This is a genomic window from Rhodospirillaceae bacterium, assembly GCA_028819475.1.
Lineage (GTDB): Bacteria > Pseudomonadota > Alphaproteobacteria > Bin65 > Bin65 > Bin65.
Genome location: JAPPLJ010000019.1, coordinates 16,085 through 38,336, shown reverse-complemented (window position 1 = coordinate 38,336; position 22,252 = coordinate 16,085). Strand labels below are relative to the sequence as shown.

Sequence of the window (22,252 nt, the reverse complement as noted above, 5' to 3'; positions counted from 1 at the left end):
GTCACACAATCGGGAGACTGGTGCCGATGGAGGGACTCGAACCCCCGACCCACGCATTACGAATGCGTTGCTCTACCGACTGAGCTACATCGGCCCCGATCCGGCGTCTGCGGCCCCGGTGCGCGCCGGCTTGCGCGCCGGTCTGCAGACCGCAGGCATTTAGCCGTCCGGGCGGCGCCGGTCAATGAAGCGTCCCCGGCTACGGCCGGCTGCGACGCCGCACCGTCCCGCCGTCCCGCTCCGCCTTCCGGCGTTCAGGCGCGCTGCGCGTCCAGCGGTTCGCCGGCCACGGTTAGCCCTGCTCCGGCCGGCGCCGGCTCGACGCCCACCGCCGTTTCGGCCGGCTTGCCCTCCTGCGCCGCCTCGTCGTGCGGCACGACCCGCGGCGGCGTGGTCCAGCGCAGGGTCTCGAAGGCGCCGCAATGGCCGCACAGCGCCGACCATTCATGCGCCGTCGCGCCACAGTTGCTGCACAGCCAGGCCGGTTCGCGCGGCGCGTCGGATGCCCGGGACAGCCAGTCGCGCGCCAGGGCCGCGTCGCCGTTTTCCGCCTGCTCCAGTTCGGCGAACAGCCGGCAGAACGCCGCATCGGGGTCGCCGCCGGCGGTTTCCAGATGGCGGCGCGCCTGGCCCCACAGTTTCGCCTCGAGCAGGGCGCGCGCCATGGTCAGCTGGGTTTCCCGCGCTTTCGGCGCCAGCGCCGCCAGCGCCTCGGCAGCCTTCAGCCGGCGTGTCGGATCGGCCCCGCCCTCGACCTGGAGATACAGGCGGGCGAGGTCGGGATGGGGCTCGGCCTGCCAGGCCTGCTCGGCGGCCTTGCGGGCGGCGCGGTTCTTGCCGTCGGCGTGCAGCAGGGCGACCAGTTGCAGGGTGGCCGGCAGGAACGCCGGCGCCGTCTTCTGCGCCTTGCGCGCCCGCTCCAGCGCGAGACGGCGATCGCCGGCCCGCTCCGCCATCAGGCTGAGCTGGACCAGCAGGGCCGCGTCGCGCGGCTGCCCTTCCGTCGCCGACACCGCCTCGGCCGCCATCGCGTCGCGCAGGGTGGCCTCGGCCTCCTCCCAGCGCCGGCCCTTGATATGGAGCTGGAACAATCGCGTCAGCGCCCAGGGCGCCCGGGCGTTGAGCCTGCGCGCCTTTTCCGCCAGTTCCAATGCCGCGGTGTCGTCGCCGGCCTGCTCCGCAAGCGTCAACAGGCCCCGGAGTCCCAGCAGTTCGGTTTCGCGCGTGTCCAGCATCGCTTCGTAGAATTTGCGCGCAACGTCGGGCCGTCCGTCCATCTGCGCCGCCTGGGCGCCGATGAGCAGCGCGCCCGGCGGGCGGCCGAGCACTTCGCTCGCCTTCCTCGCCTGGCGCCGGGCTTCCGCCGCGTCGCCCGCCGCCACAGCGACCATGCCCCGGGTCAGCGCCAGATAGCCGTTCTCGCGCCGCCGGGCCGCCCGGTTTTCCATTACGGCCTTCGGTGCGCGCAGGAACAGCCGCCAGAGCTGGTAGATGCCGGCGCCCGCGAGGAAGAGCAGGACGACCAGGAGGGCCAGCATTGCCACCGACGTGTCGACCCGCCAGTCGCGCCACGCCAGCGTGACCGCGCCCGGCGTCTCGGCCAGCCACGCCGCGACCGTCGCCACGGCGGCGAGGGCGACAAGCGCCAGGAATACCCGGATGAACAGGGTCATCGCAGCCCGCCCCCGCCTATTCGCTCTTCGCGCCCGAAACCGTTCCGGACAGCACCGGCATCAGGGCGTCCAGCCGGGCGAGCGCGGCGTCGACGCCGGCGCGTCGCTCGGCGGCGGCCAGCCATTCGGCGGCGGTTTTCTGCGCCGCTTCCGGCGCCCGGCGCACAAGGGCGATTGCGCCGGGCAGGTCGCCGTCCGCCAGTCTGACTTCGGCCTGTGCGACCAGCGCCGGGATCGAGTCGCCGGTAACGCGGCGGCCGGTCCGGCGCACGACGACCGTCGATTTCAGCCTGTTCCAGGCACGGCCGGCCCAGCTTTCGCCCTGCGCCGGGTCGGCTGCCGCGACGAGGCGGGCGGACAGCGCGTCGAACTCGCGTTGCAGGACCGGCAGTACCGGTGCCCCGCCGGCCGCAGCCGGCTCCAGGGCCTTGAGTATGGCGGTCGCCGACTCGTTGCCGCCGGCCAGAGTCCGCGCCACCGCGAGGGCTGCGCCGTAGGGACGGCCGGACGCCGCGGCAGCGCGCAGTTGGCTGAGCGCGACGACGGTTCCGGCCGCGCCGCCGCCGGCCTTCAGCGCGGCCATGCGGGTTTCCGCAGCGGCGAGCCGTGCGGTGAGGCCCGACAGCGCCTTTTCCGCATTCGCGAGCCGGTTCGGGTCGAGGGCTGCGACCCGGTCCGACAGCGCCTCCAGCCCTTGCGACAGGTCGCCGAGCGCGGCTCTGACCGCCTTTTCCTCGCCGTCGCGCCCGGCCGTCCGCCCGGCCGCTTCCGCCGCCGCCTTCCTGAGTTCGGCGACACTCTCCCGGAGGCCGGCCAGGTCGGCGGCAAGCTTCGCCGGCCTTTCGTCCGCCTGTACCGCCGCAACGGTCCGGCGCAGCGCCTCAAGATCGGCCTTCAACGCTGCGACAGAATCGCCGAGCGCCTTCAGCGCCGCGCCGTCGTTCCGCGCCTCGAACTTTCCGGCCAGCGCCTCGGCTGCCGTCTCGGCCGCCTTGAGGCGTTGCGCCAGCGCAGCGGCCTGCGAACCGGCGTCGGTGGCGGCCGAGCGGGCCTCGGCGGCAGAATTCTCCGCCGCGGCAATCCGTTGCTCCAAGGCTGCCGCCGTCTCCCGGTCCGGACCCGTTCCGCCGAACTGGGCCGCGACCGCCCAGCCGATCAGGGCGCCGAGCGCCAGCATTCCTGCAAATCCCAGGCCGAAAGCGAACGCCCGGTTCCGGCCTGCCGGCTGTGCCGGCGCTGCATCCACGGTCGGCCCGGCTGTAGTGCCGGCCGATTCCCGCACGCCCGAAGGCGTATTCACCACCTTTTCGGCCCGCATCGGCTCGGCTTCGACCGGGCCGGCATCGGCCTGATTATCCCGGTCCGGTTTATCGGGGGCCTGATTGTCCCGGGCCGGATAAGCCGCGGGCGGCGCCTCCCGGCCGGACGGTGCTGCGCTCGCGCCGACCGACGGGTCGTCCGGCGCGTCGTTCGTCGGGACGGCCAGGGCGCCGAGGTCGATTCCTTCGCGCTGCGCGGCGGCGCGGAGCTCGTCCAGCCGCCGGATCGGAATGGCGTTGCGTTCCTTCCACCCCTGTACGGTCGTCACGGCGACGCCGAGCTTCTTCGCCATCGGCCGGATGCCGCCGAACGCTTCGATGACGCGGGCGGCGTCGTTGGGGACCGGATCGCTCATCGTATTGGTTCCGCCATGGCCTGCGTCCTGCCGGTTCGCTTCCCGTCGCAGCCGCGGCCCGCGCTGGCTTCGCTAAGCGAGACGCAACGCCCCGAGCGCGGTGGCCACGGCGTCGGCATCGGGCGACGCGGCAACGACGGTCCGCCGCGCGGCCGGCAACCGGCGCTCGTTCCCGAACGCCGCCGCCACCGATTCGCTGATGCAACAGACGGACAGTTCGGAAACGGCATCTTCCCGGCCGGCTGCAAGGATCAACCTGGCGAATTCTAAACCATTGCGTACAGAAAACAAAGCCATCGCAGTTGCCGTACGCGTATGCAACGCGTTTGCGGCCGGTTCCGGGAGTTTTTCCGCGCCCCGCGCCTCGTACAGGGCGGTTTGCAAGACCGCGAAGCCCACCGATTCGAGGGATCGCCCCAGGTCGCCCGCAACGTCGCGCCCGGTCGGATAAACCAGTTCCCCCTTCGACGGCCGGCACCGCCCGGCGATCAGCGATCCCAGCCCGCGTACGTCCGAATCGGCGCTGTGTACGACCGTAAATCCGGCGGCCTTCGCGGCTGCCGCCGTCGCGGCGCCGACGGCATAGGCCGGGAGATCGGTGCGCGCGCTCCTTCCGGCATAGAATCGGACCGCGTTGACGCTGGTGAACGCCACGCCCTGCGCCGTTTCGGGAACCGAGAACGCGGTATCGAGCGGATGCATCGTCGTGACCGGACAGGCGACGGCCGGGACCCCCTCCCGGGCAAGCCGCCGGACGAAGTCGCCGGCGCCCGGTTCGGAGCGGACGATCAGCGCCGTCATTCAGGCCGCCAGGATCGCCGGCGGCGCCGCGGCCTTGAGCGCCTGCCCGACCGTCCGGCCCAGTGCGAGAAAATCGCCGGCCGGGCCGGTTTCGCAATGGCGCCAGATTCCAGCGCCATCGGGATCGGCGACGAGGCCGCGGACCGTCATCCGGCCCCGCTCCTGTTCGGCATGGGCGGCGACCGGCGTGCGGCACGATCCGTCGAGCACCGCCAGCACGGCCCGCTCGGCCCGCAGCGCCGCCATCGATACCGCGTGGTCGATCGCGGCAAGATGGCCGCGGACCGCGGTGTCGCCGGACCGGCACTGAACCGCGACGATCCCCTGGCCGGCCGACGGGAGAAAGTCGTTCACCGCAAGCGGCGCGGCGTCGCCGACGCATCCGGCCCGGATCAGGCCGGCCATCGCAAGCAGGGTGGCGTCGAACTCGCCGCGCGCGACCTTGCCGAGCCGGGTGCCGACGTTGCCCCGGATCGGTTCGACGTTCAGATCCGGCCGCAGCGTGCGCACCAGGGCCCGGCGCCGCGCCGACGCCGTGCCGAAGCGTGCCCCCCGGGGCACGTCGGCCAGCGTCCGTGCGCCTGGGCAGATCAGGGCGTCGCGCGGATCCTCGCGCGGCAAGGCGGCGGCGATGGTCAGCCCGTCGGGCAGGCGGGTTTCGAGGTCCTTCGCGGAATGGGCCGCGCAGTCGATCGCGCCGGCCAGCAGCGCCGCCTCGATCTCCTTGGCGAACAGGCCCTTGCCGCCGATATCCGCCAGCGGCCGGTCCGCGATGCGGTCGCCCGTCGTCACGATGGGCAGGATTTCCGCAGGCGGTGCGGAGGGATGGGCGGCGGCCAGGGCTTCGGACACCAGATGCGCCTGGGCGAGCGCCAGCGGGCTGCCCCGCGTGCCGATGCGCAGGGATCGTTCTTCCAGCGGCGGCGCCGTCGAACCGGACATGAACGGCGAGGTAGCGGCGCGCGTTGCCCCGGCAAGGCGGCGGGGTGGCGCATCGCAGAGGGGCGCTTATCTTTCTGCCTTCACACCTGCCGGCCCGGAGCCGCCCGTCCGAACCGGGTGCCGGCCGAATCGGGTGCCGGCCGAAGACATCGAAACGCGAACCGAAATCCCACCGATGGCCATCAAGCGAAAGCGCAAGAAAGGGGCAAGGAAGGTCGTGCGGTCGCGCGATCCGTTCTGGCGCCTGCGCCGCGCCCTGGGCGGCGGCCGGGTGGAGAGCGGCCGGGCCTACCGGCGGCCGGCGGCGCGGATGGCGGCCCGGAAGGAAATCGATGACCGCTGAACCCGGCGGCCCGCTGACGGTCCTGGGCATCGAGACCAGTTGCGACGAGACCGCCGCGGCGGTCGTGCGGCGGGAATCCGACGGCGCGCCGGAAATTCTGGCCGAGGCGTTGCTCTCCCAGATCGCCGATCACCGGCCCTACGAGGGTGTTGTGCCGGAGATCGCCGCGCGCGCGCATATCGATCATCTGGACGGGCTGATCGGGCGGGCGATGGCGTCGGCCGGTCTGGATTTCTGCGACCTCGACGGCGTGGCGGCGACAGCAGGCCCCGGCCTGATCGGCGGCGTCATGGTCGGCGCCACCATGGCCAAGGCGATCGCGGCGGCGGCGGGCAAGCCGTTCCTCGCGGTCAATCACCTGGAAGGCCACGCGCTGAGCGCCTGCATGACCGGCCAGGCCGCGTTCCCTTTCCTGCTGCTCCTCGTTTCGGGCGGTCACTGCCAGCTCCTTCTGGTGCGCGGCGTCGGCCGCTATCGCCTGCTCGGGACGACCGTCGACGACGCTGTCGGCGAAGCCTTCGACAAGGTCGCCAGGCTGCTCGGCCTCGGCTATCCCGGCGGGCCGGCGGTCGAGGCCGCCGCAGAGCGGGCGAGCGATCCGGCCCGCTTCGACCTGCCGCGGCCGATGCGCGGCCGGCCCGGCTGCGACTTCTCCTTCTCCGGCCTCAAGACCGCCGTGCTCCACCGGCTGCACGCGCTCGATACTCCGCCGGATCCGCACGACGCGGCGGACATGGCGGCAGCATTTCAGGAAGCCGTCGCGGATGTCCTCACCGAGCGCGCCGGCAACGGCCTCGCGATGGCGCGGGAGCGCGAACCCGGCCTGCGGCGTCTGGTCGTCGCCGGCGGAGTCGCCGCGAACCGGCGTTTGCGCCGCGCGCTGGAGGATCTGTGCGCAAGGGAAGGGCTGGACCTGTCCGTGCCGCCGCAGCGCTATTGCACCGACAACGCCGCGATGATCGCCTGGGCCGGGGCCGAGCGGCTGGCGCTCGGCCTGACCTCACCGCTCGATTTCGCGCCGCGGCCGCGCTGGCCGCTCGAGTCCCTGGAAGACGCGGCCCGGACTCCTTCCGGCGGCCGCGCCGCGTGAGGCGAGCGGTATGAGCCGGATCGCGGTGATCGGCGCCGGTGCCTGGGGTACGGCGCTTGCCATGACGGCGGCGCGCGCCGGCCGCACGGTCGGCCTGTGGGCGCGCGAACCGGAGGTCGTCGAGGCGATCCGGCGCGACCGGCGCAACGCCCCGTTCCTGCCGGACCATGCGGTCGACGATAATGTCTTTCCGACGTGCGACCTGGGGGAAGCGGCGGCCGGGGCCGAACTTGCCCTGCTGGTCGCGCCGGCCCAGCATGTCGGCGCGGTGGCCGCCCGGCTTGCTGCCCTGCCGGATTGCCCGCCGCTCGTCATCTGCGCCAAGGGCATCGAGCGGGCGAGCGGCCGGCTCATGACCGAAATTGTGACCGAGGCCTTGCCCGGCCATCCGACTGCCGTGTTGAGCGGCCCGACCTTTGCCGGCGAAGTCGCGGCCGGCCTGCCCGCGGCTGTGACCGTCGCCAGCGCGGATCGCCGGCTGGCGGAACGGACCGCCGGACTCTTGGCCGCGCAGCGCTTCCGGATCTACCTGTCCGACGATCCGGTCGGGGTCGAGATCGGCGGCGCGGTCAAGAACGTCATCGCCATCGCCTGCGGCATCGTCGTCGGCGCGGGGCTGGGCGAGAATGCGCGCGCCGCCGTCGTCACCCGCGGCCTCGCCGAGACCGTCCGCCTGGCCGTCGCCAGGGGCGGCCGGGCGCAGACGCTCGCCGGCCTGTCGGGCATCGGCGACATGATGCTGACCTGCAACTCCTTCCAGAGCCGGAACATGTCGCTCGGCGCAGCGCTCGGCGCCGAACCGGACCGGAGCTGGACGCCGGACGACGTTCTTGCAGCGCGCGACAGTCTCGCCGAAGGCTTCTGGACCGCCGCCGCGGTCATCGAAATGGCCCAAAAGCTGAACGTCGAAATGCCGATCTGCGCCGGCGTCAACGCGGTCCTGCATCGCGGCGAGACCGTGCAGGCCATGGTCGACAGCCTGATGGCGCGCCGGTTCCGGGAGGAATGAGGCGGACGCCGAACCCTACCCCGCATGACCCGACAGGTCCGTGATCGTGGCTTGGTTGCCGCACAGGGCGCAGTCCGGGTCGCTGCGGGCCTTCAGCTCCTGAAAGCCGCTGCCCAGCGCATCGTACAGCAGCATCCGGCCGGTCAGCGGCTCGCCGAGCCCGAGGACGAGCTTCAGCACCTCAGCGGCCTGGAGCGTGCCGATCACCCCGGCGACGGCGCCGAAGATGCCGACCTCCTCGCAGCGCGGGATCAGGCCGGCCGGCGGCGGCTCGGGAAACAGGCAGCGGTAGCAGGGATTGCTGTCGCCGTCCCGCCACGGCCGGAAGGTCGCGACCTGGCCCTCGAAGCGCAGCAGCGCGCCGGAGACCAGCGGCTTGCGCGCGAAGAAGCAGGCGTCGTTGAGCAGGTAGCGGGTGGCGAAATTGTCCGAGCCGTCGACCACAATGTCATGGTCCGCGACCAGCCGTTTCGCGTTCGCCGCGGTCAGCCGCTCGCCGATCCGTACGACGGTGACTTCGGGATTGATCGCGGCCAGGCTCGCCGCGGCGCTGTCGACCTTGGGCTGTCCGACCCGGCCGGTCGTATGGACGATCTGGCGCTGCAGGTTCGACAGGTCGACGGTGTCATCGTCGACGACGCCCAGGGTGCCGACGCCGGCCGCGGCGAGATACTGGAGCACCGGCGCGCCGAGGCCGCCGGCGCCGACCACGAGCACCCGCGCGGCGAGCAGCGCCTCCTGCCCCTCCTCGCCGACCTCGTCGAGGATGATGTGGCGGGCGTAGCGCTCGAGCTGGGCGTCGGTGATGGCCATGGCGCGGTCAGGCCGGTTCCGCGGCGGTGCCCGTGGAGCCGAAACCGCCCGCGCCGCGCCCGGTTCCGTCAAGCGTATCGGCTTCGCGCCAGACTGCCCGCGCCACCGGCGCGATCACCAACTGGGCGATGCGCATGCCGGGTTCGACGGCGAATCCGGCGTCGCCGAGATTGACGAGCAGCACCTCGATCTCGCCGCGATAGTCCGAATCGATGGTGCCCGGCGCGTTGACGATCCCGATGCCGTGCCTTCGGGCGAGCCCGGAGCGGGGACGAATCTGGGCTTCGAAGCCGGTGGGCAGGGCGATGGCGATGCCCGTCGGCACCGCATCCCGTGCGCCGGGCGCCAGGTTTCGGGTTTTTGCAATGGCCGCCATCAGGTCGACGCCGGCGCTGCCGGCCGTGGCATAGCCGGGCAGGGGCAGGGCGGCGCCGTGGGGCAGGCGGCGGATGGCGACCGTTACCGACCCCGCAGCCGCGCCGGTCATTCCGCCGCTTCGGCCCGGAAGGAATCCCGGTCGTCGGACTCCAGCGCCTGCGCGATCCGCTCCGCAAGGCGCCGCGCGACCTCGTCCTTCGCCAGGCGCGGCCAGTCCTCGACTCCATCCTCGCGGATCAGGTGGACCCGGTTGGCATCGCCGCCGAAGGTGCCGGTCGCAGCCGACACGTCGTTGGCGACGATCCAGTCGCAGCCCTTCTTCGCGCGCTTGGCCTGTGCATTGGCGACGACATTCTCAGTCTCCGCCGCAAAGCCGACGACCAGCGCAGGCCGCCGCGCCGACCGCGCCAAAGTCGCCAGGATATCCGGGTTTTCGGTCAGCGAAAGCGCGGGCGGGGCCTTGCCTTCCTTTTTCAGCTTCCGGTCAGCCGCCCGTTCGGCGCGCCAGTCCGAAACCGCGGCGGCGCAGATCGCGATGTCGGCCGGCAGCGCCGCCTCGCAGGCCGCCAGCATTTCGCGCGCGCTCTCGACATGGACCGTCTCGAGTCCCGGCGGATCGGCCATCGCGACCGGGCCGGTGACGAGCACCGTTTCGGCTCCGAGAGCCGAAAGCGCCGCCGCGAGGGCGTGGCCCTGCTTGCCCGACGAACGGTTGCCGATGAAGCGCACGGGGTCGATGGCCTCGAAGGTCGGGCCGCTGGTCACGAGGGCGCGGCGGCCGGCAAGGGGCCGGTGCGCGGCGGCACCGAGCGCGTGTTCGATGACGGCAAGGATGTCCTCCGGCTCCGCCATCCGTCCGGGCCCGCTCTCGTCCTCGGCGAGCGGCCCGTCCTCCGGCCCGATGCGCAGGACGCCGCGGGCTTCCAGTGCCGCCATGTTCGCCACGGTCGCCGGGTGCTGCCACATGCGGTGGTTCATCGCCGGCGCGACCAGGACCGGCGCGTCGGCGGCGAGCAGCACGGTGCTCGCCAGGTCGTCGGCCAGGCCGTTTGCCATCTTCGCCAGGATATCGGCGGTCGCAGGCGCGACGACGATCAGGTCAGCCTCCTGCGACAGGCGCAAATGGCCCATCTCGGCCTCGTCGGTCAGCGAGAACAGGTCGGTGTAGACCGTCTCGTGGCTGAGCGCCGAAACGCTGAGCGGCGTGACGAACTTTTCGCCGGCCGCGGTCAGGATGGTGCGCACCGTGGCGCCCCGCTCGCGCAGGCGGCGGATCAGGATCAGGCTCTTGTAGGCCGCGATCCCGCCGGTGACGATCAGCAGGATGGTCTTGCCGTTCAGCATGGCAAAAACTTATGGCGCGTTGTGCAGGGGAGCAAGCGGCACGGACATACGGCCCGGTCAGCCGAGCGTTTCGTCGATCCCCTCGCGCGTTTCGGCGAGCGCCTGATCGACAACGCGGCGGAAAGCTTCGGCCTCGCCGTCGCCTTCCAGAAGGCGCAGGCGGTAGAGGTCGATCTGCCGGTCGGCGCCGGCGCCCTCGCGGATAATCCGGATAGACCGCGCGACCTCGGCTTCGCACCCGAGCGCGCGGGCGTCGGGGGCGATCGCCTCGATCAGTTCGGCGGCGTAATCGTCGATATCGATCCGGCCGCCCGCGCGCGCCGGATCGCCCAGGAAGGCGAGCACGCCGTAACGCTGGGCGATCCAGCGGTTCTCGGCGACGATCTCGGTAAGCGGCTCGGGCCGCAGGGCGCCGTCCCGGTCGAGGCGCATCAGCCGCCGTATCAGGCAGGCGTAGAGCGCCGCGATCGTTACCGCATCCTCAAGGCGGGTGCAGATGTCGCATATCCGCAATTCCACCGTCGGATAGGCGTGAGAGGGCCGGATGTCCCACCACAATTCGCTGCCCTTTTCGACGAATTTCATCTTCCGGTACTCGGCGACCAGCCGGTCGTATTCGGCCCGCGACGCCAGCGGTCCGGGCAAGCCGGAACGCGGCAGGCTGCCGACCACGGTGAGCCGCCAGGACTTGAACCCCGTCTCGCGTCCGGCGTTGAACGGCGAGGAGCCGGACAGGGCGTGGAGGAAGGGGAGGTAGCGCCGGAGCGCCGTCATGACCCGGATGCGGCTGTCGGCGTCGCCGAAGCCGGCATGAACATGCATGCCGCCGACCATGAAACGGCGAACGATGTCCTGGTACGACATGGTAAATCGTTCGTATCGGTCCTGCGGCGTGTGCGCCTGCGCCCGCCAGGAAGCGAAGGGGTGGGTGGACGCCGCCAGCACCGCCGCGCCATGCCGCCCGGCCGCCTCGACGACGATTCGCCGGGTGTCGCGCAGGGCGTCGTGCAGTTCGGCCACCGACCGGCACACCCGGGTATTGGTTTCGATCTGGGAGCGCATCAACTCGCGCACGATCTTGTGCGGCCCCCGGTTTTCCTCGCAGGTCCGGAATATGGCCGGGTCCGGGTCGGCCAGCAGGTCGCGGCTGTCCGGATCGACAAGAAAGAACTCTTCCTCGACGCCGAGGGTGATCGCGAGGCCGTCGGTGTTGTCGGCGCCGTTCACGATCCGGCCGGTGCGCGCAATGCGGCAGGCACGCTGCCATGCGGGGCGGAAAGGTTCATCGGTCGTCGGACTCGGCGAGATACCCGTCCGCGTCGAGCGGCCAGAAGGGGTTGTGCGCGACCTCCCAGACATGGCCGTCCGGATCGGCGTAGCAGCCGGAATAGCCGCCCCAGTCGGCCTTCTGCGGCTGCTTCAGGGCTGCCGCGCCGGCCGAGACCGCTGCGGCGAACGCCGCGTCCACCTCGGCCGGGGAGCCGTAGTTCTGCGCGAGCGCGATGGCGCCGGAGCCGAGCGCCGCCCCGGGCCGCCCCTGGTCGGCCGCCAGCGCGTCCCTGCCGATCAAGCCGAGCATCAGGCCCTTGAGGCGGTAGAACGTCACTTCCGGCAATTCCTGCGCCGGCTGCCAGCCGAGAGATTTGTAGAAGGCGCCGGATCGTTCGAGGTCGGCGACGCCGAGCGAAATCAGCGTGACGCGCTGAGCGGACAGTCGTTGCGCCATGGCTTCCCCTTCGCCCCCGCTCCTGCGCCCGGCCGTCAGATTTGTTCCAGCGCCTGTTCGAGATCGGCGATCAGGTCGGCGGCGGTCTCGATGCCGCAGGACAGGCGCACCAGGTTCTTCGGCGTCTTCGACTCCGGCGTTTCGACGACCGCCCGGTGCTCGATCAGGCTCTCGACCCCGCCGAGGGAAGTGGCCGGGACGAACAGGCGGGTCGAGCGGGCGAGCGTGTTCGCGCCGTCGTAACCCCCGGCGACCAGCAGCGAGAGCATGCCGCCGAAGCCGCCGGTCATTTGCTTCTTTGCGATAGCGTGGCCGGGATGGTCCTCCAGCCCGGGATAGGCGACTTGCTCGACCTTCGGATGGCCGCGGAAATGCCGGGCGACGGCCATCGCGTTCTCGCACGCCTTGTCCCAGCGCAGGGCGAGCGTGCGCAGGCCGCGCAGCAGCAGCCAGGCCTCGAACGGCCCCGGCACGCCGCCGGAATATTTGCGCACCGTGTCCAGTTCCTCCCAGCGCGCGTCCTTCTCCCGCGTCACCACCACGCCGCCGGTCGCGTCGGAATGGCCGTTCAGATACTTGGTCGAGGAATGGAAGACGTAGTCGGCGCCGAGATCCAGCGGCCGCTGGGTCAGGCCCGGCGCGACCGTGCTGTCCACGGCGAGCATCGCGCCGGCCCGGTGCGAGGCCTCGGCCGCCGCGGCGATGTCCATGACGTCCCAGGTCGGGTTGGCCGGGGTCTCGATCCAGACCAGCGCGGTTTCGCCGGGCCGCACGGCGGCTTCCAGCGCGCCGGGCTGCGCCTGGTCGAACAGGGTGAGGCCGATGCCGCGGGTCCGGGCGATGCGCTGCATCCAGGCCTGGGCGCCGAAATACATGATCTCCGGCGCCGCGATATGCCGGCCGGTTTCGACCAGTTCGACCAGCGCGGCCACGCCGGCGAGGCCGGAGGCGAACAGCATGGCGCCGGCGCCGCCGTCCAGCTTGGCCAGCAGGTCCTCGACCGGGGTGAAACTGGGATTGCCGTAGCGGGTGTAGAAATAGTCGCCCATCGGCTCGTAATCGGCATCCCGGGCATAGGTGACCGAAGCGTGGATCGGCGGCGCGACGGCCCCGGTCGCCGGGTCGAGATAGTGGCCGGCCTGGGCGAGCAGCGAGCGGATATCGTGGTTGGTGCGGGTCATGGGGCGGTCACCAGGCATCGACGGTGCGCTTGCGGCCGGCGCGGGGCGGCGGCGCGGGCAGGGCGCGCAGGGTTTTCGTGAGTATGTCGCGGGTGTCGGCGGGATCGATCACATCGTCGTATTCGAAGCGGCCGCCGACTTCCAGCGCCGTGTTCTGCTCCATCAGCCACGCCGTCTTCTCCCGGATCGCGGCTTCGCGCGCCGCTTCGTCCTCGATCGCCTCGAAGTCCTTCTTCCAGATGATCCGGGCCGCACCCTCCAGCCCCATGCCGCCGAACTCGGCGGTCGGCCAGGCGACGAGCAGGGCCGGGTCCAGTGCCTTCGAGCCCATGACGTAATAGCCGAGGCCGTAGGCCTTGCGCATGACGACGGTGAGGCAGGGAACCGTCGCATTGGCCAGCGCGACCAGAATACGCGCGCTGTGGCGCACCAGGCCGGTCGTCTCGACCTCCGGGCCGACCATCAGGCCCGGCGTATCGCACAGGATGACGATGGGAATGTCGTGGGCGTCGCAGAGCTGGATGAAACGGGCGATCTTGTCGGAGGTCGGGCTGTCGATGGCGCCGCCCAGGAAGGTCGGCTGGCTGGCGATGACGCCGACCGGGATCCCCTCCAGCCGCGCGAAGGCGGTGAGCGCCGCGCCGCCGAATTTCGGCCGCAGTTCCTGGACCGAGCCGATGTCGAACAGATGGTCGAGCACCCGGCGGACATTGTAGGCCTGCATCGGGTCTTCCGGCACGATATCGCGCAGCTTCCCCACGTCCGGCGTACGGCCCGGTTCCGCCGCGCCCCGGAAATAACCGAGCACGCGCCGCGCCATCCCGGCGGCTTCGGCGTCGTCCTTGCACAGGATATCGACCGCGCCGGCCCGGACGTGGACGTCGACCGGGCCGATCTCCTCCGGCGTCGGCGTGTAGCCGAGCGCCTGCTGGACCAGCGCCGGCCCGGCCATGCCGATCACCGCCCGTTCCGTCGCGATCAGGATATCGCACATGCCGGCGAGGTTGGCGTTGCCGGCGAAGCAGCGCCCGGCGACGATGCCGATCGTCGGCACCAGGCCGGACAGGCGGGCGAAGTTGACGAAGGTCCGCGTGTCGCCGCGGGTCGAGGCGATCATGTCGTGGGGCCGGGCGCCGCCGCCCTCCAGCCAGCTCACCATCGGCCAGCGCTGGGCCTCGGCGAGCGCGTAAATCCGGTCGGTCTTGCGGTGGTTGGTGAAGCTTTGGGTGCCGGCATGGACGGTGTAGTCGTAGGCCATGACGGCGACCGGCCTGCCGTCCGCCAGCCCGTGACCCATGACGACGCCGTCGGCCGCGCCGGCCATATCCTCGCGCACCGGCTTGGACACCCGGCCGTATTCGACGAAGCTGCCGGCGTCGAGGAAGGCGGCGAGGCTCTCCCGCGCCGTCATCTGCCCGCGCGCATGTCGCTTCGCCGTGGCCTCCGGCCGCGCCCGGTCCAGCGCCCCCTGCCGCACGCGCCAGACCGCCTGCAAGTCCGCGCGCACCGGCGCGGACGGGGCGGAAGCGGGCGGTTTCTTGCGAGCGGTCATGCGGAGAAGGTGATGCTGACCGTGCCGAGGCTGCCGAAATCGGCCGTCGCCGTGCCGCCGTCCGGAACATATTGCATGCCGGTGCAGGTGCCGGTCGTCACGACCTGTCCGGCCAGCATCCCGTAGCCGCGCTGCGAAAGATCGTTGGCCAGCCAAGTCAGTGCTTCCAGCGGGTGGCCCAGGGCATCCCGGCCGCGGCCCCGGCCGGTTTCAGCACCCTCGATGGACATGACGATTTCGGCCTCTTCGAGATCGACCGCCGCCCAGTCGGCCACGGCCTCGCCGAGGACCAGCCCACCATTAGCGCCGGTGTCCGCCGTCAGCCTGAGAATGCCGGCCTCGGCAAAGCGGGTGAAGCGGGTATCGATGATCTCGATGGCCGGGAAGAGGCAGGCGACCCGATCGGCGATTTCGGCGCGGGTCCAGGGATCGGGCCGCGCCGGAATGTCCGCCGCCAGTTCGAAGGCGAATTCCCCTTCCACGCCCTGCCGGATGAAGTTTCCCGCCGGTGCGACCGCCGGCGACCGGAACAGGAAGGGGCGGAAGACCCGGCCCGGAAACGGCCTGTCCGTATTCAGCATCTCCTGGGCGGCGGCGGTGGTGCAGCCGATCTTGTAGCCGGCGAGCGGCCAGCCGCAGAGGCCGACCATGGCTTCCTGAATGGCGCGACTGTCGTCGTCGGTCGCCGGAATGCAGCCTGCGGGCAGGTCCTCCAGCGCCGTCACCGCGTTGCGGGCGTCGATCAGCGTTCGGGCGGCCAGTCTTGCGGCGTCGGGAGTCATGGCGCGGCCTTACGGTTCAAACGTCACCTGCACGGTGCCCATCGGCCCATAGTCTCCGACCGCCGTTGCGCCGGGGCGGCAGGGTGTCATGCCCGTCATCGAGCCGGTCGTGACGACCGCGCCCTCGTCCAGCCCGATGCCGCGCTGGGACAGGTCGTTGGCGAGCCAGACCAGCGTGTTGAGCGGATGGCCGAGCACGTTGGCGCCGGTGCCGCCGGCGGCTTCCTCGCCGTCGACGGTCAGCGTTACGGCGGCTGCGGCGAGGTCGCGCTCGCGCCAGTCGCCGATCGGAGGGCCGAGCACGAGGCCGCCGTTCGAGCCGTTGTCGGCGACGAAATGCGCGACGCCGAGCGCGAAGCCGTCGACCCAGTAATCGTTGACCAGTTCGATGGCCGGATAGGCGTCCGTTACCGCGTCGCGGATCTCGTCCATTCCGTAGTCGGCGTCGCGCGGCGGCAGATCGCGGCCGAGCCGGAAGGCGAACTCGCATTCGACCGCGCATTTGTGCAGGGCCTCGGCGGCGACGCCTGCCGGGCTGTCCAGCAGGTAGGGCGCGAAGACCCGGCCCGGAAAGGGCGCATCGGTGCCGAGCATTTCCATCGCCGCCGCGCTCGCCGCGCCGACCTTCCAGCCGGCGACCTCCAGGCCCCAGAGGTCCGCCAGCGCGTTCTGGATCGCCATGCCGTCCTCGACGGTCTCCGGCGTGCAGTCCGGCGGCAGCCTGTCCAGCCGCCGGTGATCGCCGCGGGCCTTGAGCAGCAGTTCGGCGGCAGTCCGGGCGGCGGTTTCGCTCAACATCGCAGGGCCCTAAGCAGGTAATCTCGCGGCAGGCGGTGTCCGTGGGTCATAGCACAGCTGCCCTGCCGTGCCAGACCTTGAAGGCCCAGTCCTTGAAGGCGGGGCCGTAACGACACCATATCCGCCCGCCCTGCGCACAATCCGAACGCAAACTCGAAGACCATGACAGCGGCACGACCGGAAGCCCGGCCGGAAATCTGGATTTTGGAAGCGCGGCAGACGATCCGTCTTGCCGTGCCGCTGGCGCTGATGCAACTCAGCCAGATCGCCATGTCGACCGTCGACGTCCTGATGATCGGGCGGCTGGGCAAGGAGGCACTGGCCGGCGCGGCGCTGGGCAGCACGCTGATCTTCCTGTGGTCGGTCACCGGGATGGGGCTGGTCACGGCGGTCGCGCCGCTCGCCGCCCAGGCCTTCGGCGCGGAAGACCCGGTCGGCGTGCGCCGGGTAACGCGCCAGGGCCTGTGGGTGACCGCCCTGGTCTCGGTGCCCGGCCTGTTCGCCCTGCTGGCGATGGAGCCGGTGCTGCTCTGGATGGACCAGCCGGCCGTCGCGGTCCGTGGCGCCGGGGACTATCTCGCCATGGTCGCCTGGAGCCTGCCGATGATCGTCGGCTTTGTCGTGCTGCGCTGTTTCGGCGCGGCGCTCAACCGGCCAAAGCCGGCGCTGTGGATGATGCTGGCCGGCATACCGCTCAATGCGCTGCTGGATTATGCGCTGATCTTCGGCGAGCTGGGCGCACCGCGTATGGAACTGGCCGGGGCGGGGCTGGCGACCACCATCGTCCAGACCTTCCTGTTCCTCGGGTTGCTCTGGTTCAGCACAAGCAGCCGGGACCTGCGCGACTATCGCATCCTGATGCGGTTCTGGCGCCCGGACTGGGCGGTCTTCCGCCGGATCTTCGCCATCGGTCTGCCGATCGCCGGCATCTATCTCATCGAGATGGGCGTCTTCGCCTTCGCCGTGGTGATGATGGGCTGGATCGGCGCCACGGCCATCGCCGCCCATCACATCGCGATCCAGGTCGCCGCCGTCACCTTCATGGTGCCTATGGGGATCGGCCAGGCGGCGACCGTGCGGGTCGGCCAGGCGCTCGGCCGCCGGGACCCGGCCGGGATCCGGCGGGCCGGATTTTCCGCCCTCGGGATCGGCATCGTCTTCATGTCTGCGATGAGCCTGCTGATCGCGCTGTTTCCCGCCACGCTCGCCGGCCTGTTCCTCGACCGGGGCATGGCCGGATCGGCGGAGGTGCTGGCCCTCGCTGCGAGCCTGCTCTACGTCGCCGCGGCCTTCCAGATCGTCGACGGCATGCAGGCCATCGCCGCCGGCGCGCTGCGCGGGCTCAACGACACGCGGATCCCGATGGTCGCCGCCGCCGTCGGATACTGGATCATCGGCTTCGGCATCGGCTGGACCCTGGGCTTCGCCGCCGGCTGGGGCGCCGTCGGTATCTGGATCGGCCTTGCGCTGGGGCTGGCGTCAACGGCGGTGTTCTTCGTCACCCGCTTCAACCGGATGACCCGGTCCGGCACTCTCTCGCCAGAGCCGGCGGCGCAGGCGTAGAATGGCGCATGGCCCGGAGCGCCGCCAAACCCGTCAAAAAACGTGTGGACCAGTTGCTGGTGGAGCGCGGCCTGGCCGAGTCGCGCAGCAGGGCACAGGCACTGGTGATGTCTGGAGTCGTGTTCCAGGGCGAGCGGCGCATCGACAAGCCGGGGGCAAGCGTTCCGGACGACGGTGCGCTGACGGTGCGCGGACAGGACCATCCCTGGGTCTCGCGCGGCGGATTGAAGCTGGCGCACGGCATCGAGCGCTTCGCCGTCGATCCCGCCGGGCGGACCTGTCTCGATATCGGCGCCTCGACCGGCGGCTTCACCGACGTCCTGCTCCATCGCGGCGCGGCGAAGGTCTACGCCGTCGATGTCGGCCACGGCCAGCTTGCCTGGAAACTGCGCACCGATCCGCGCGTCGTCGTGCTGGAAAAGACCAATGCCCGGCACCTTACCCGCGATCTCGTGCCGGACCCGCCCGGCGCCGTCGTCTGCGACGCCAGCTTCATCGGGCTGAAAACCGTGCTGCCGGCCGGCATGGCGCTCGCCGCGCCCGGCGCCTGGCTGATCGCCCTGATCAAGCCCCAGTTCCAGGCCGGGCGCGCGCAGGTCGGCAGGGGCGGCGTGGTGCGCGACCCGAATGTGCATGAGGCGGTGTGCCATGACGTGCGGTCCTGGCTCGACGGACAGCCCGGCTGGTCGGTCGCCGGCATCGAGGAAAGCCCGGTGACCGGGCCGGAGGGCAACCGCGAATTCCTGATCTGCGCCGGATACGACGGCGGAAGCGCCGGCTGACATGACCGGCTTCCGGGCCGAAGTGACGATCGAGAGCATCGGCTGGCGCGGCGACGGCGTGGCCGCCCTGGAAGGCGGGGTCGTCCACGTCCCCGCCACCGCGCCGGGGGACCGGGTCGCGGTCGCGCTCACCGAAGCCGGTCCCGGTCGGTTTCGCGGCCGGCTGCTGGAGGTGCTGGAGGCCGGCCCGGACCGGCGGGAGCCGCCGTGCCGGCATTTCGGCGACTGCGGCGGCTGCGCCCTGCAGCATCTGGCGCCCGAGGCCTATGGCGCGTGGAAGACGGACCTGCTGCGCAGCCTGCTCGCCCGCAACGGGCTGGAGGGCGCGACCGTCGAACCGCTGCATTCCAGCCCGCCGGGCAGCCGGCGGCGCGCCGCCTTCGCGATCCGGCGGCGGCGCGACGACGCCATCGTCGGCTTCAACGAGCGCCACAGCCATCGCGTCGTCGACCTTGCCGCCTGTCCGGTGGTCCTGCCGGAAATCACCGCCCTGATCGAACCGCTGCGCGCTTGGGCGGCAGCGGCGTTGAAAGCCGGCGACAGGGCGAACGCCCATGTCGCCATGACCGACAGCGGCCTCGACCTGCTCGTTCGTACCTCTGCCCGGCTCGGTGGTGCGGGGCGGGACGCTCTGGTCGAGCTGCTGGCCCGCGAAAATCTGGCCCGGGTGGCGCGCGCCCATCCGAAGCAGGACGGCGCCGAGGTGCTCGCAGAGGCCCGGCCGGTGCGGGCGGTCTACGGCGGCTTTCCCGTAGCGTTGGCGCCCGGCGCCTTCGCCCAGGCCACGGCGGACGGCGAGGCCGCGCTGACCGGCTTCGTCGTGGAAGCGGCGGAGGGCGCGGCCTCGGCCTTTGACCTGTTTTGCGGTTCCGGCGCCTTCGCCCTGCCGCTGGCCGGGCGCGGCTGTTCCGTCTCGGCTGCCGACATCGACAAGGCGGCCATCGCCAATCTCGGTGCGGCGGCGCGGCGCGCCGGCTTGGCGAAGCTGCACGCCGAACCGCGCAACCTGATGCGCCGGCCGGTCCCGGCGCGCGAACTGGCAGAGGCCGACCTCGTCGTCTTCGATCCGCCGCGCGCCGGGGCGAAGGCGCAGGCCGCGGAGATCGCGGCGTCCGGGGTGCCGGTCGTCGTCGCGGTGTCCTGCGACCCGGGCACCTTCATGCGCGACGCGCGGATCCTTGTCGAAAGCGGCTACCGGCTGACCCGGCTGCGGCCGGTCGATCAGTTCCTCTGGTCGCCGCATCTGGAGCTTGCGGCCCGGTTCGATTTTGCCGGATGATGCCGCGCATGGCTCGGCCTCCCCACGATAACGGCGGCGACGGCGGCGCGGACGACCGGGCGCCGGAAATCGCCGAGGCGCGCCGCCGCGCCCGCAAGGCGCTGACTGTGCTGATCCGCTGCTACCTGTTCGGCGCGGCGGTGACGCTGGTCGTGCTGGTCTTCACCGCCGACCTCAGCCTCGGCGAGCTGGTGCTCGATACGCTGTTCTGGCCGCACACCCTCGGCGGGATCGCACAGACTCTCTGATCTCCGCCGGAGCGTCCGCACGCAGCGACGATGCCCGCTGCGGGTTCCCGCGGCCGGTCTGCTTGACGCCAATCGCCCGCTGTACCACTTTCCCGGCAGCTTCCGATCGGCCGCTTCCCTCTCCCCGGGGGCAGTTTCGCCACGGCCCTCCGACCGCGAGAGATTGCGATGTTCATCCAGACCGCCGAAACGCCGAACCCGGTGACCCTGAAATTCCTGCCCGGCCGCACGGTGCTGGAGCAGGGTACCGCCGACTTTCCGACAGCGGAGGCGGCGGACGGGCGCTCGCCGCTCGCCGAGGCGCTATTCGGCATCGACGGCGTCGCCGGCGTGTTCCTGGGCTCGGATTTCATCACCGTCACCAAGGCCGGCCACTCCGACTGGCCCTTGCTCAAGCCGCCGGTGCTCGGCGTGATCATGGAGCATTTCACGGCCGGCCGGCCGGTCATGGCGCCGGAGCGGGCCGAAACGGGCGACGAGATGCCCGGCGCGGACGACGACGATCCGGTGGTGCAGCAGATCCGCGAGCTGATCGATACCCGGGTCCGCCCGGCCGTCGCAATGGACGGCGGCGACATCCAGTTCCACGGCTTCGACAGCGGCGTGGTCTATCTCACCATGCAGGGCGCCTGCTCGGGCTGTCCGAGTTCGACGATGACGCTCAAGGCGGGCATCGAGAACATGCTGCGCCACTATGTGCCGGAGGTGCACGAAGTCCGGGCGGTCTATTGATGACCGCCGACCCGGCGACGCTCGACCTGATCCTGCGCGGCGCCCGATCCTTCGACCGCTACACCGACAGGCCGGTGTCCGACGAAACGCTGGCCGCCGTGTGGGACCTGACGAAATGGGGGCCGACCAGCGCCAACGGCCAGCCGGCGCGCATCCTGTTCCTGAAATCGCAGGATCAGAAAGAGCGGCTTCGCCCGGCCCTGTCCGCGACCAATCTCGAAAAGACCCTGGCCGCTCCGGTCGTCGCCATCGTCGCGCACGACACCCGCTTCTTCGAACATCTGCCGCGCTATTTCCCCAAGGCGCCCGGTGCCCGGTCGTGGTTCGAGGGTAAGCCCCACGCCGGCATCACCGCGTTCCGCAACGGCACGCTCCAGGGCGCCTATTTCCTTATTGCCGCGCGGGCGCTCGGGCTGGATTGCGGGCCGATGTCCGGCTTCGACAATGCCGTGGTCGACGCCGAGTTCTTCCCTGACGGCCGGCTCCAGTCGAATTTCCTGTGCTGCCTCGGCTACGGCGACCGGTCCGCCCTCAAGGAACAGGCGCCGCGCATGTCTTTCGACGAGGCCTGCGAAATCCTCTAGCCCGGCATTCTCGCCACGGTCATGGCCAGGCTCCTGATATTCGATACCAGTTGCGGCGCGTGCAGCGTCGCGGTCTGGTCGGGGGATCGCGCGATCGCCGAACGCTACGAGGCGATGCCGCGCGGACAGGCGGAGCGGCTCCTGCCGATGATCGAAGAGGCCCTGGCCGAGGCCGGGATGGCCTGGGGCCGGCTGGACGCCGTCGGCGTCACGCGCGGACCGGGCGCCTTTACCGGGATTCGCATCGGCCTGGCGGCGGCGCGCGGACTGGCCCTCGCCCGCAGCATTCCCGCAATCGGAATTTCGACCTTCGAGGCGCTGGCGATCCGGGCGCCGGCAGGCTGCATGGTCGCCATCGACACCAAACGCAACGATCTCTATTGCCAGTTGTTCGGTCCGGGCGGCGCGGCGGCCGGCGATCCCGGAATTCTCGCGCCGGATGAAGCCATCGCTCTGGCAGGGGCGGAAGGCGTTCCGATGGTAACGGATTTCCCCTTTTCGGCTGCAAGCGACGCCGGCACGGAAGGAGACCGAGGCCCGGACGGTTCGCTGGCGGGTCCGCCCCGTGCTGCGGCCTTCGCATCGCTGATCGCCCGGCGTTTCGAGGCCCTCGGCAAGGACGGGAGGGCCGGCCTTGCCATGCCGCGGCCGCTCTACCTCCGGCCGCCGCAAGCCCAGCTGCCGGAGGCCCGCCGCAACGCGCAACTCAAATGACAGGAGCCCGACATGCCCCCATCAGCTAAAGTCTTCGATCCGGGCGGGTTCCGGCTTACACAGCCTTTACATGTGTGAATCTCTGTAACGAACGCCAAGTACCGAACAAAAATCAAGAATTCCGTTCGAAATTACCCGATCCATTATTTGAAATATCCAGAATTATATTTTGAGAAGGTTGCAATTTACCGCGAAATTCGTATGATGGCCCCATCTTTAGCCCATTTTCCTGCGGAACCGGCA

At 71.0% G+C, this 22,252-nt stretch carries 23 protein-coding genes and 1 tRNA gene; 10 read left to right on the top strand and 14 right to left on the bottom strand.

From position 1 onward, the window contains the following. Positions 1-18 precede the first annotated feature (18 nt). The 5 genes from OXM58_04080 to hemC form a co-directional block, all read right to left on the bottom strand. Positions 19-94: transfer RNA gene (locus OXM58_04080), tRNA-Thr, on the bottom strand. 160 nt (positions 95-254) lie between these two features. After that, positions 255-1,673 carry a heme biosynthesis protein HemY gene (locus OXM58_04075; protein MDE0147527.1) on the bottom strand — a complete coding sequence of 473 codons (1,419 nt, stop codon included), beginning with the start codon at positions 1,671-1,673 and terminating at the stop codon, positions 255-257. Positions 1,674-1,689: 16 nt separating this feature from the next. Beyond that, the gene (locus OXM58_04070) at positions 1,690-3,348 is read right to left on the bottom strand and encodes a mitofilin family membrane protein (GenBank protein ID MDE0147526.1); all 1,659 of its coding nucleotides are present in this window, start codon (positions 3,346-3,348) and stop codon (positions 1,690-1,692) included. 72 nt (positions 3,349-3,420) lie between these two features. Further along, positions 3,421-4,149, bottom strand: coding sequence for a uroporphyrinogen-III synthase (locus OXM58_04065; protein MDE0147525.1), 729 nt, complete (start codon positions 4,147-4,149; stop codon positions 3,421-3,423). Further along, a complete protein-coding gene (hemC, locus tag OXM58_04060) occupies positions 4,150-5,091 on the bottom strand; it encodes a hydroxymethylbilane synthase (GenBank protein MDE0147524.1) in 942 nt (313 codons plus the stop codon). 175 nt (positions 5,092-5,266) lie between these two features. Between hemC and OXM58_04055 the strand changes: the two genes are divergently transcribed. The 3 genes from OXM58_04055 to OXM58_04045 are packed head-to-tail and all read left to right on the top strand — an operon-like array spanning position 5,267 to position 7,533. Further along, positions 5,267-5,434 carry a hypothetical protein gene (locus tag OXM58_04055; GenBank protein ID MDE0147523.1) on the top strand — a complete coding sequence of 56 codons (168 nt, stop codon included), beginning with the start codon at positions 5,267-5,269 and terminating at the stop codon, positions 5,432-5,434. A 13-nt stretch (positions 5,435-5,447) separates the two neighbouring features. Continuing rightward, the gene (tsaD, locus tag OXM58_04050; GenBank protein MDE0147522.1) at positions 5,448-6,524 is read left to right on the top strand and encodes a tRNA (adenosine(37)-N6)-threonylcarbamoyltransferase complex transferase subunit TsaD; all 1,077 of its coding nucleotides are present in this window, start codon (positions 5,448-5,450) and stop codon (positions 6,522-6,524) included. Between the two features lie 10 nt (positions 6,525-6,534). After that, the gene (locus OXM58_04045) at positions 6,535-7,533 is read left to right on the top strand and encodes an NAD(P)-dependent glycerol-3-phosphate dehydrogenase (protein MDE0147521.1); all 999 of its coding nucleotides are present in this window, start codon (positions 6,535-6,537) and stop codon (positions 7,531-7,533) included. A 15-nt stretch (positions 7,534-7,548) separates the two neighbouring features. Here the strand turns inward: OXM58_04045 and moeB are convergent, their stop codons facing one another. From moeB to OXM58_04000, 9 genes are read right to left on the bottom strand one after another with little or no spacing between them, the layout of a single operon-like run. Further along, positions 7,549-8,346: a molybdopterin-synthase adenylyltransferase MoeB gene (moeB, locus tag OXM58_04040; protein ID MDE0147520.1), complete on the bottom strand. Its 798-nt coding sequence runs from the start codon at positions 8,344-8,346 to the stop codon at positions 7,549-7,551. A gap of 7 nt (positions 8,347-8,353) precedes the next feature. Beyond that, on the bottom strand, positions 8,354-8,833 hold the full coding sequence (gene dut / locus OXM58_04035; GenBank protein ID MDE0147519.1) for a dUTP diphosphatase: 480 nt from the start codon (positions 8,831-8,833) through the stop codon (positions 8,354-8,356). Then, on the bottom strand, positions 8,830-10,068 hold the full coding sequence (gene coaBC / locus OXM58_04030; protein ID MDE0147518.1) for a bifunctional phosphopantothenoylcysteine decarboxylase/phosphopantothenate--cysteine ligase CoaBC: 1,239 nt from the start codon (positions 10,066-10,068) through the stop codon (positions 8,830-8,832). Before coaBC ends, dut begins: the two co-directional genes overlap by 4 nt. 57 nt (positions 10,069-10,125) lie before the next feature. Beyond that, on the bottom strand, positions 10,126-11,295 hold the full coding sequence (locus tag OXM58_04025; GenBank protein MDE0147517.1) for a carboxylate-amine ligase: 1,170 nt from the start codon (positions 11,293-11,295) through the stop codon (positions 10,126-10,128). A gap of 55 nt (positions 11,296-11,350) precedes the next feature. Further along, positions 11,351-11,794, bottom strand: coding sequence for a VOC family protein (locus OXM58_04020; GenBank protein MDE0147516.1), 444 nt, complete (start codon positions 11,792-11,794; stop codon positions 11,351-11,353). Positions 11,795-11,829: 35 nt separating this feature from the next. Beyond that, positions 11,830-12,975: a PLP-dependent aspartate aminotransferase family protein gene (locus OXM58_04015; GenBank protein ID MDE0147515.1), complete on the bottom strand. Its 1,146-nt coding sequence runs from the start codon at positions 12,973-12,975 to the stop codon at positions 11,830-11,832. A 7-nt stretch (positions 12,976-12,982) separates the two neighbouring features. After that, on the bottom strand, positions 12,983-14,527 hold the full coding sequence (locus tag OXM58_04010; protein MDE0147514.1) for a hypothetical protein: 1,545 nt from the start codon (positions 14,525-14,527) through the stop codon (positions 12,983-12,985). Then, positions 14,524-15,309, bottom strand: coding sequence for a fumarylacetoacetate hydrolase family protein (locus OXM58_04005; protein MDE0147513.1), 786 nt, complete (start codon positions 15,307-15,309; stop codon positions 14,524-14,526). Before OXM58_04005 ends, OXM58_04010 begins: the two co-directional genes overlap by 4 nt. A gap of 9 nt (positions 15,310-15,318) precedes the next feature. After that, entirely contained in the window at positions 15,319-16,107 is a 789-nt protein-coding gene (locus OXM58_04000; GenBank protein MDE0147512.1) for a fumarylacetoacetate hydrolase family protein, read from the bottom strand. Between the two features lie 162 nt (positions 16,108-16,269). Here OXM58_04000 and OXM58_03995 point away from each other — a divergent pair, with 162 nt between their 5' ends. From OXM58_03995 to tsaB, 7 genes are all read left to right on the top strand, one after another. Beyond that, positions 16,270-17,670: an MATE family efflux transporter gene (locus OXM58_03995; GenBank protein MDE0147511.1), complete on the top strand. Its 1,401-nt coding sequence runs from the start codon at positions 16,270-16,272 to the stop codon at positions 17,668-17,670. Between the two features lie 8 nt (positions 17,671-17,678). Then, entirely contained in the window at positions 17,679-18,452 is a 774-nt protein-coding gene (locus OXM58_03990; GenBank protein ID MDE0147510.1) for a TlyA family RNA methyltransferase, read from the top strand. Between the two features lies 1 nt (position 18,453). Continuing rightward, positions 18,454-19,731, top strand: a complete 1,278-nt coding sequence (locus tag OXM58_03985; protein MDE0147509.1) for a class I SAM-dependent RNA methyltransferase — start codon at positions 18,454-18,456, stop codon at positions 19,729-19,731. 8 nt (positions 19,732-19,739) lie between these two features. Beyond that, a complete protein-coding gene (locus tag OXM58_03980; protein MDE0147508.1) occupies positions 19,740-19,979 on the top strand; it encodes a hypothetical protein in 240 nt (79 codons plus the stop codon). Positions 19,980-20,147: 168 nt separating this feature from the next. After that, on the top strand, positions 20,148-20,711 hold the full coding sequence (locus OXM58_03975; GenBank protein ID MDE0147507.1) for a NifU family protein: 564 nt from the start codon (positions 20,148-20,150) through the stop codon (positions 20,709-20,711). Beyond that, complete coding sequence (locus OXM58_03970) at positions 20,711-21,295, top strand: malonic semialdehyde reductase (protein ID MDE0147506.1); 585 nt, start codon at positions 20,711-20,713, stop codon at positions 21,293-21,295. The genes OXM58_03975 and OXM58_03970 overlap by 1 nt, the downstream gene beginning before the upstream one ends. Before the next feature lie 21 nt (positions 21,296-21,316). Continuing rightward, positions 21,317-22,009: a tRNA (adenosine(37)-N6)-threonylcarbamoyltransferase complex dimerization subunit type 1 TsaB gene (gene tsaB / locus OXM58_03965; GenBank protein ID MDE0147505.1), complete on the top strand. Its 693-nt coding sequence runs from the start codon at positions 21,317-21,319 to the stop codon at positions 22,007-22,009. Positions 22,010-22,252 lie beyond the last annotated feature (243 nt).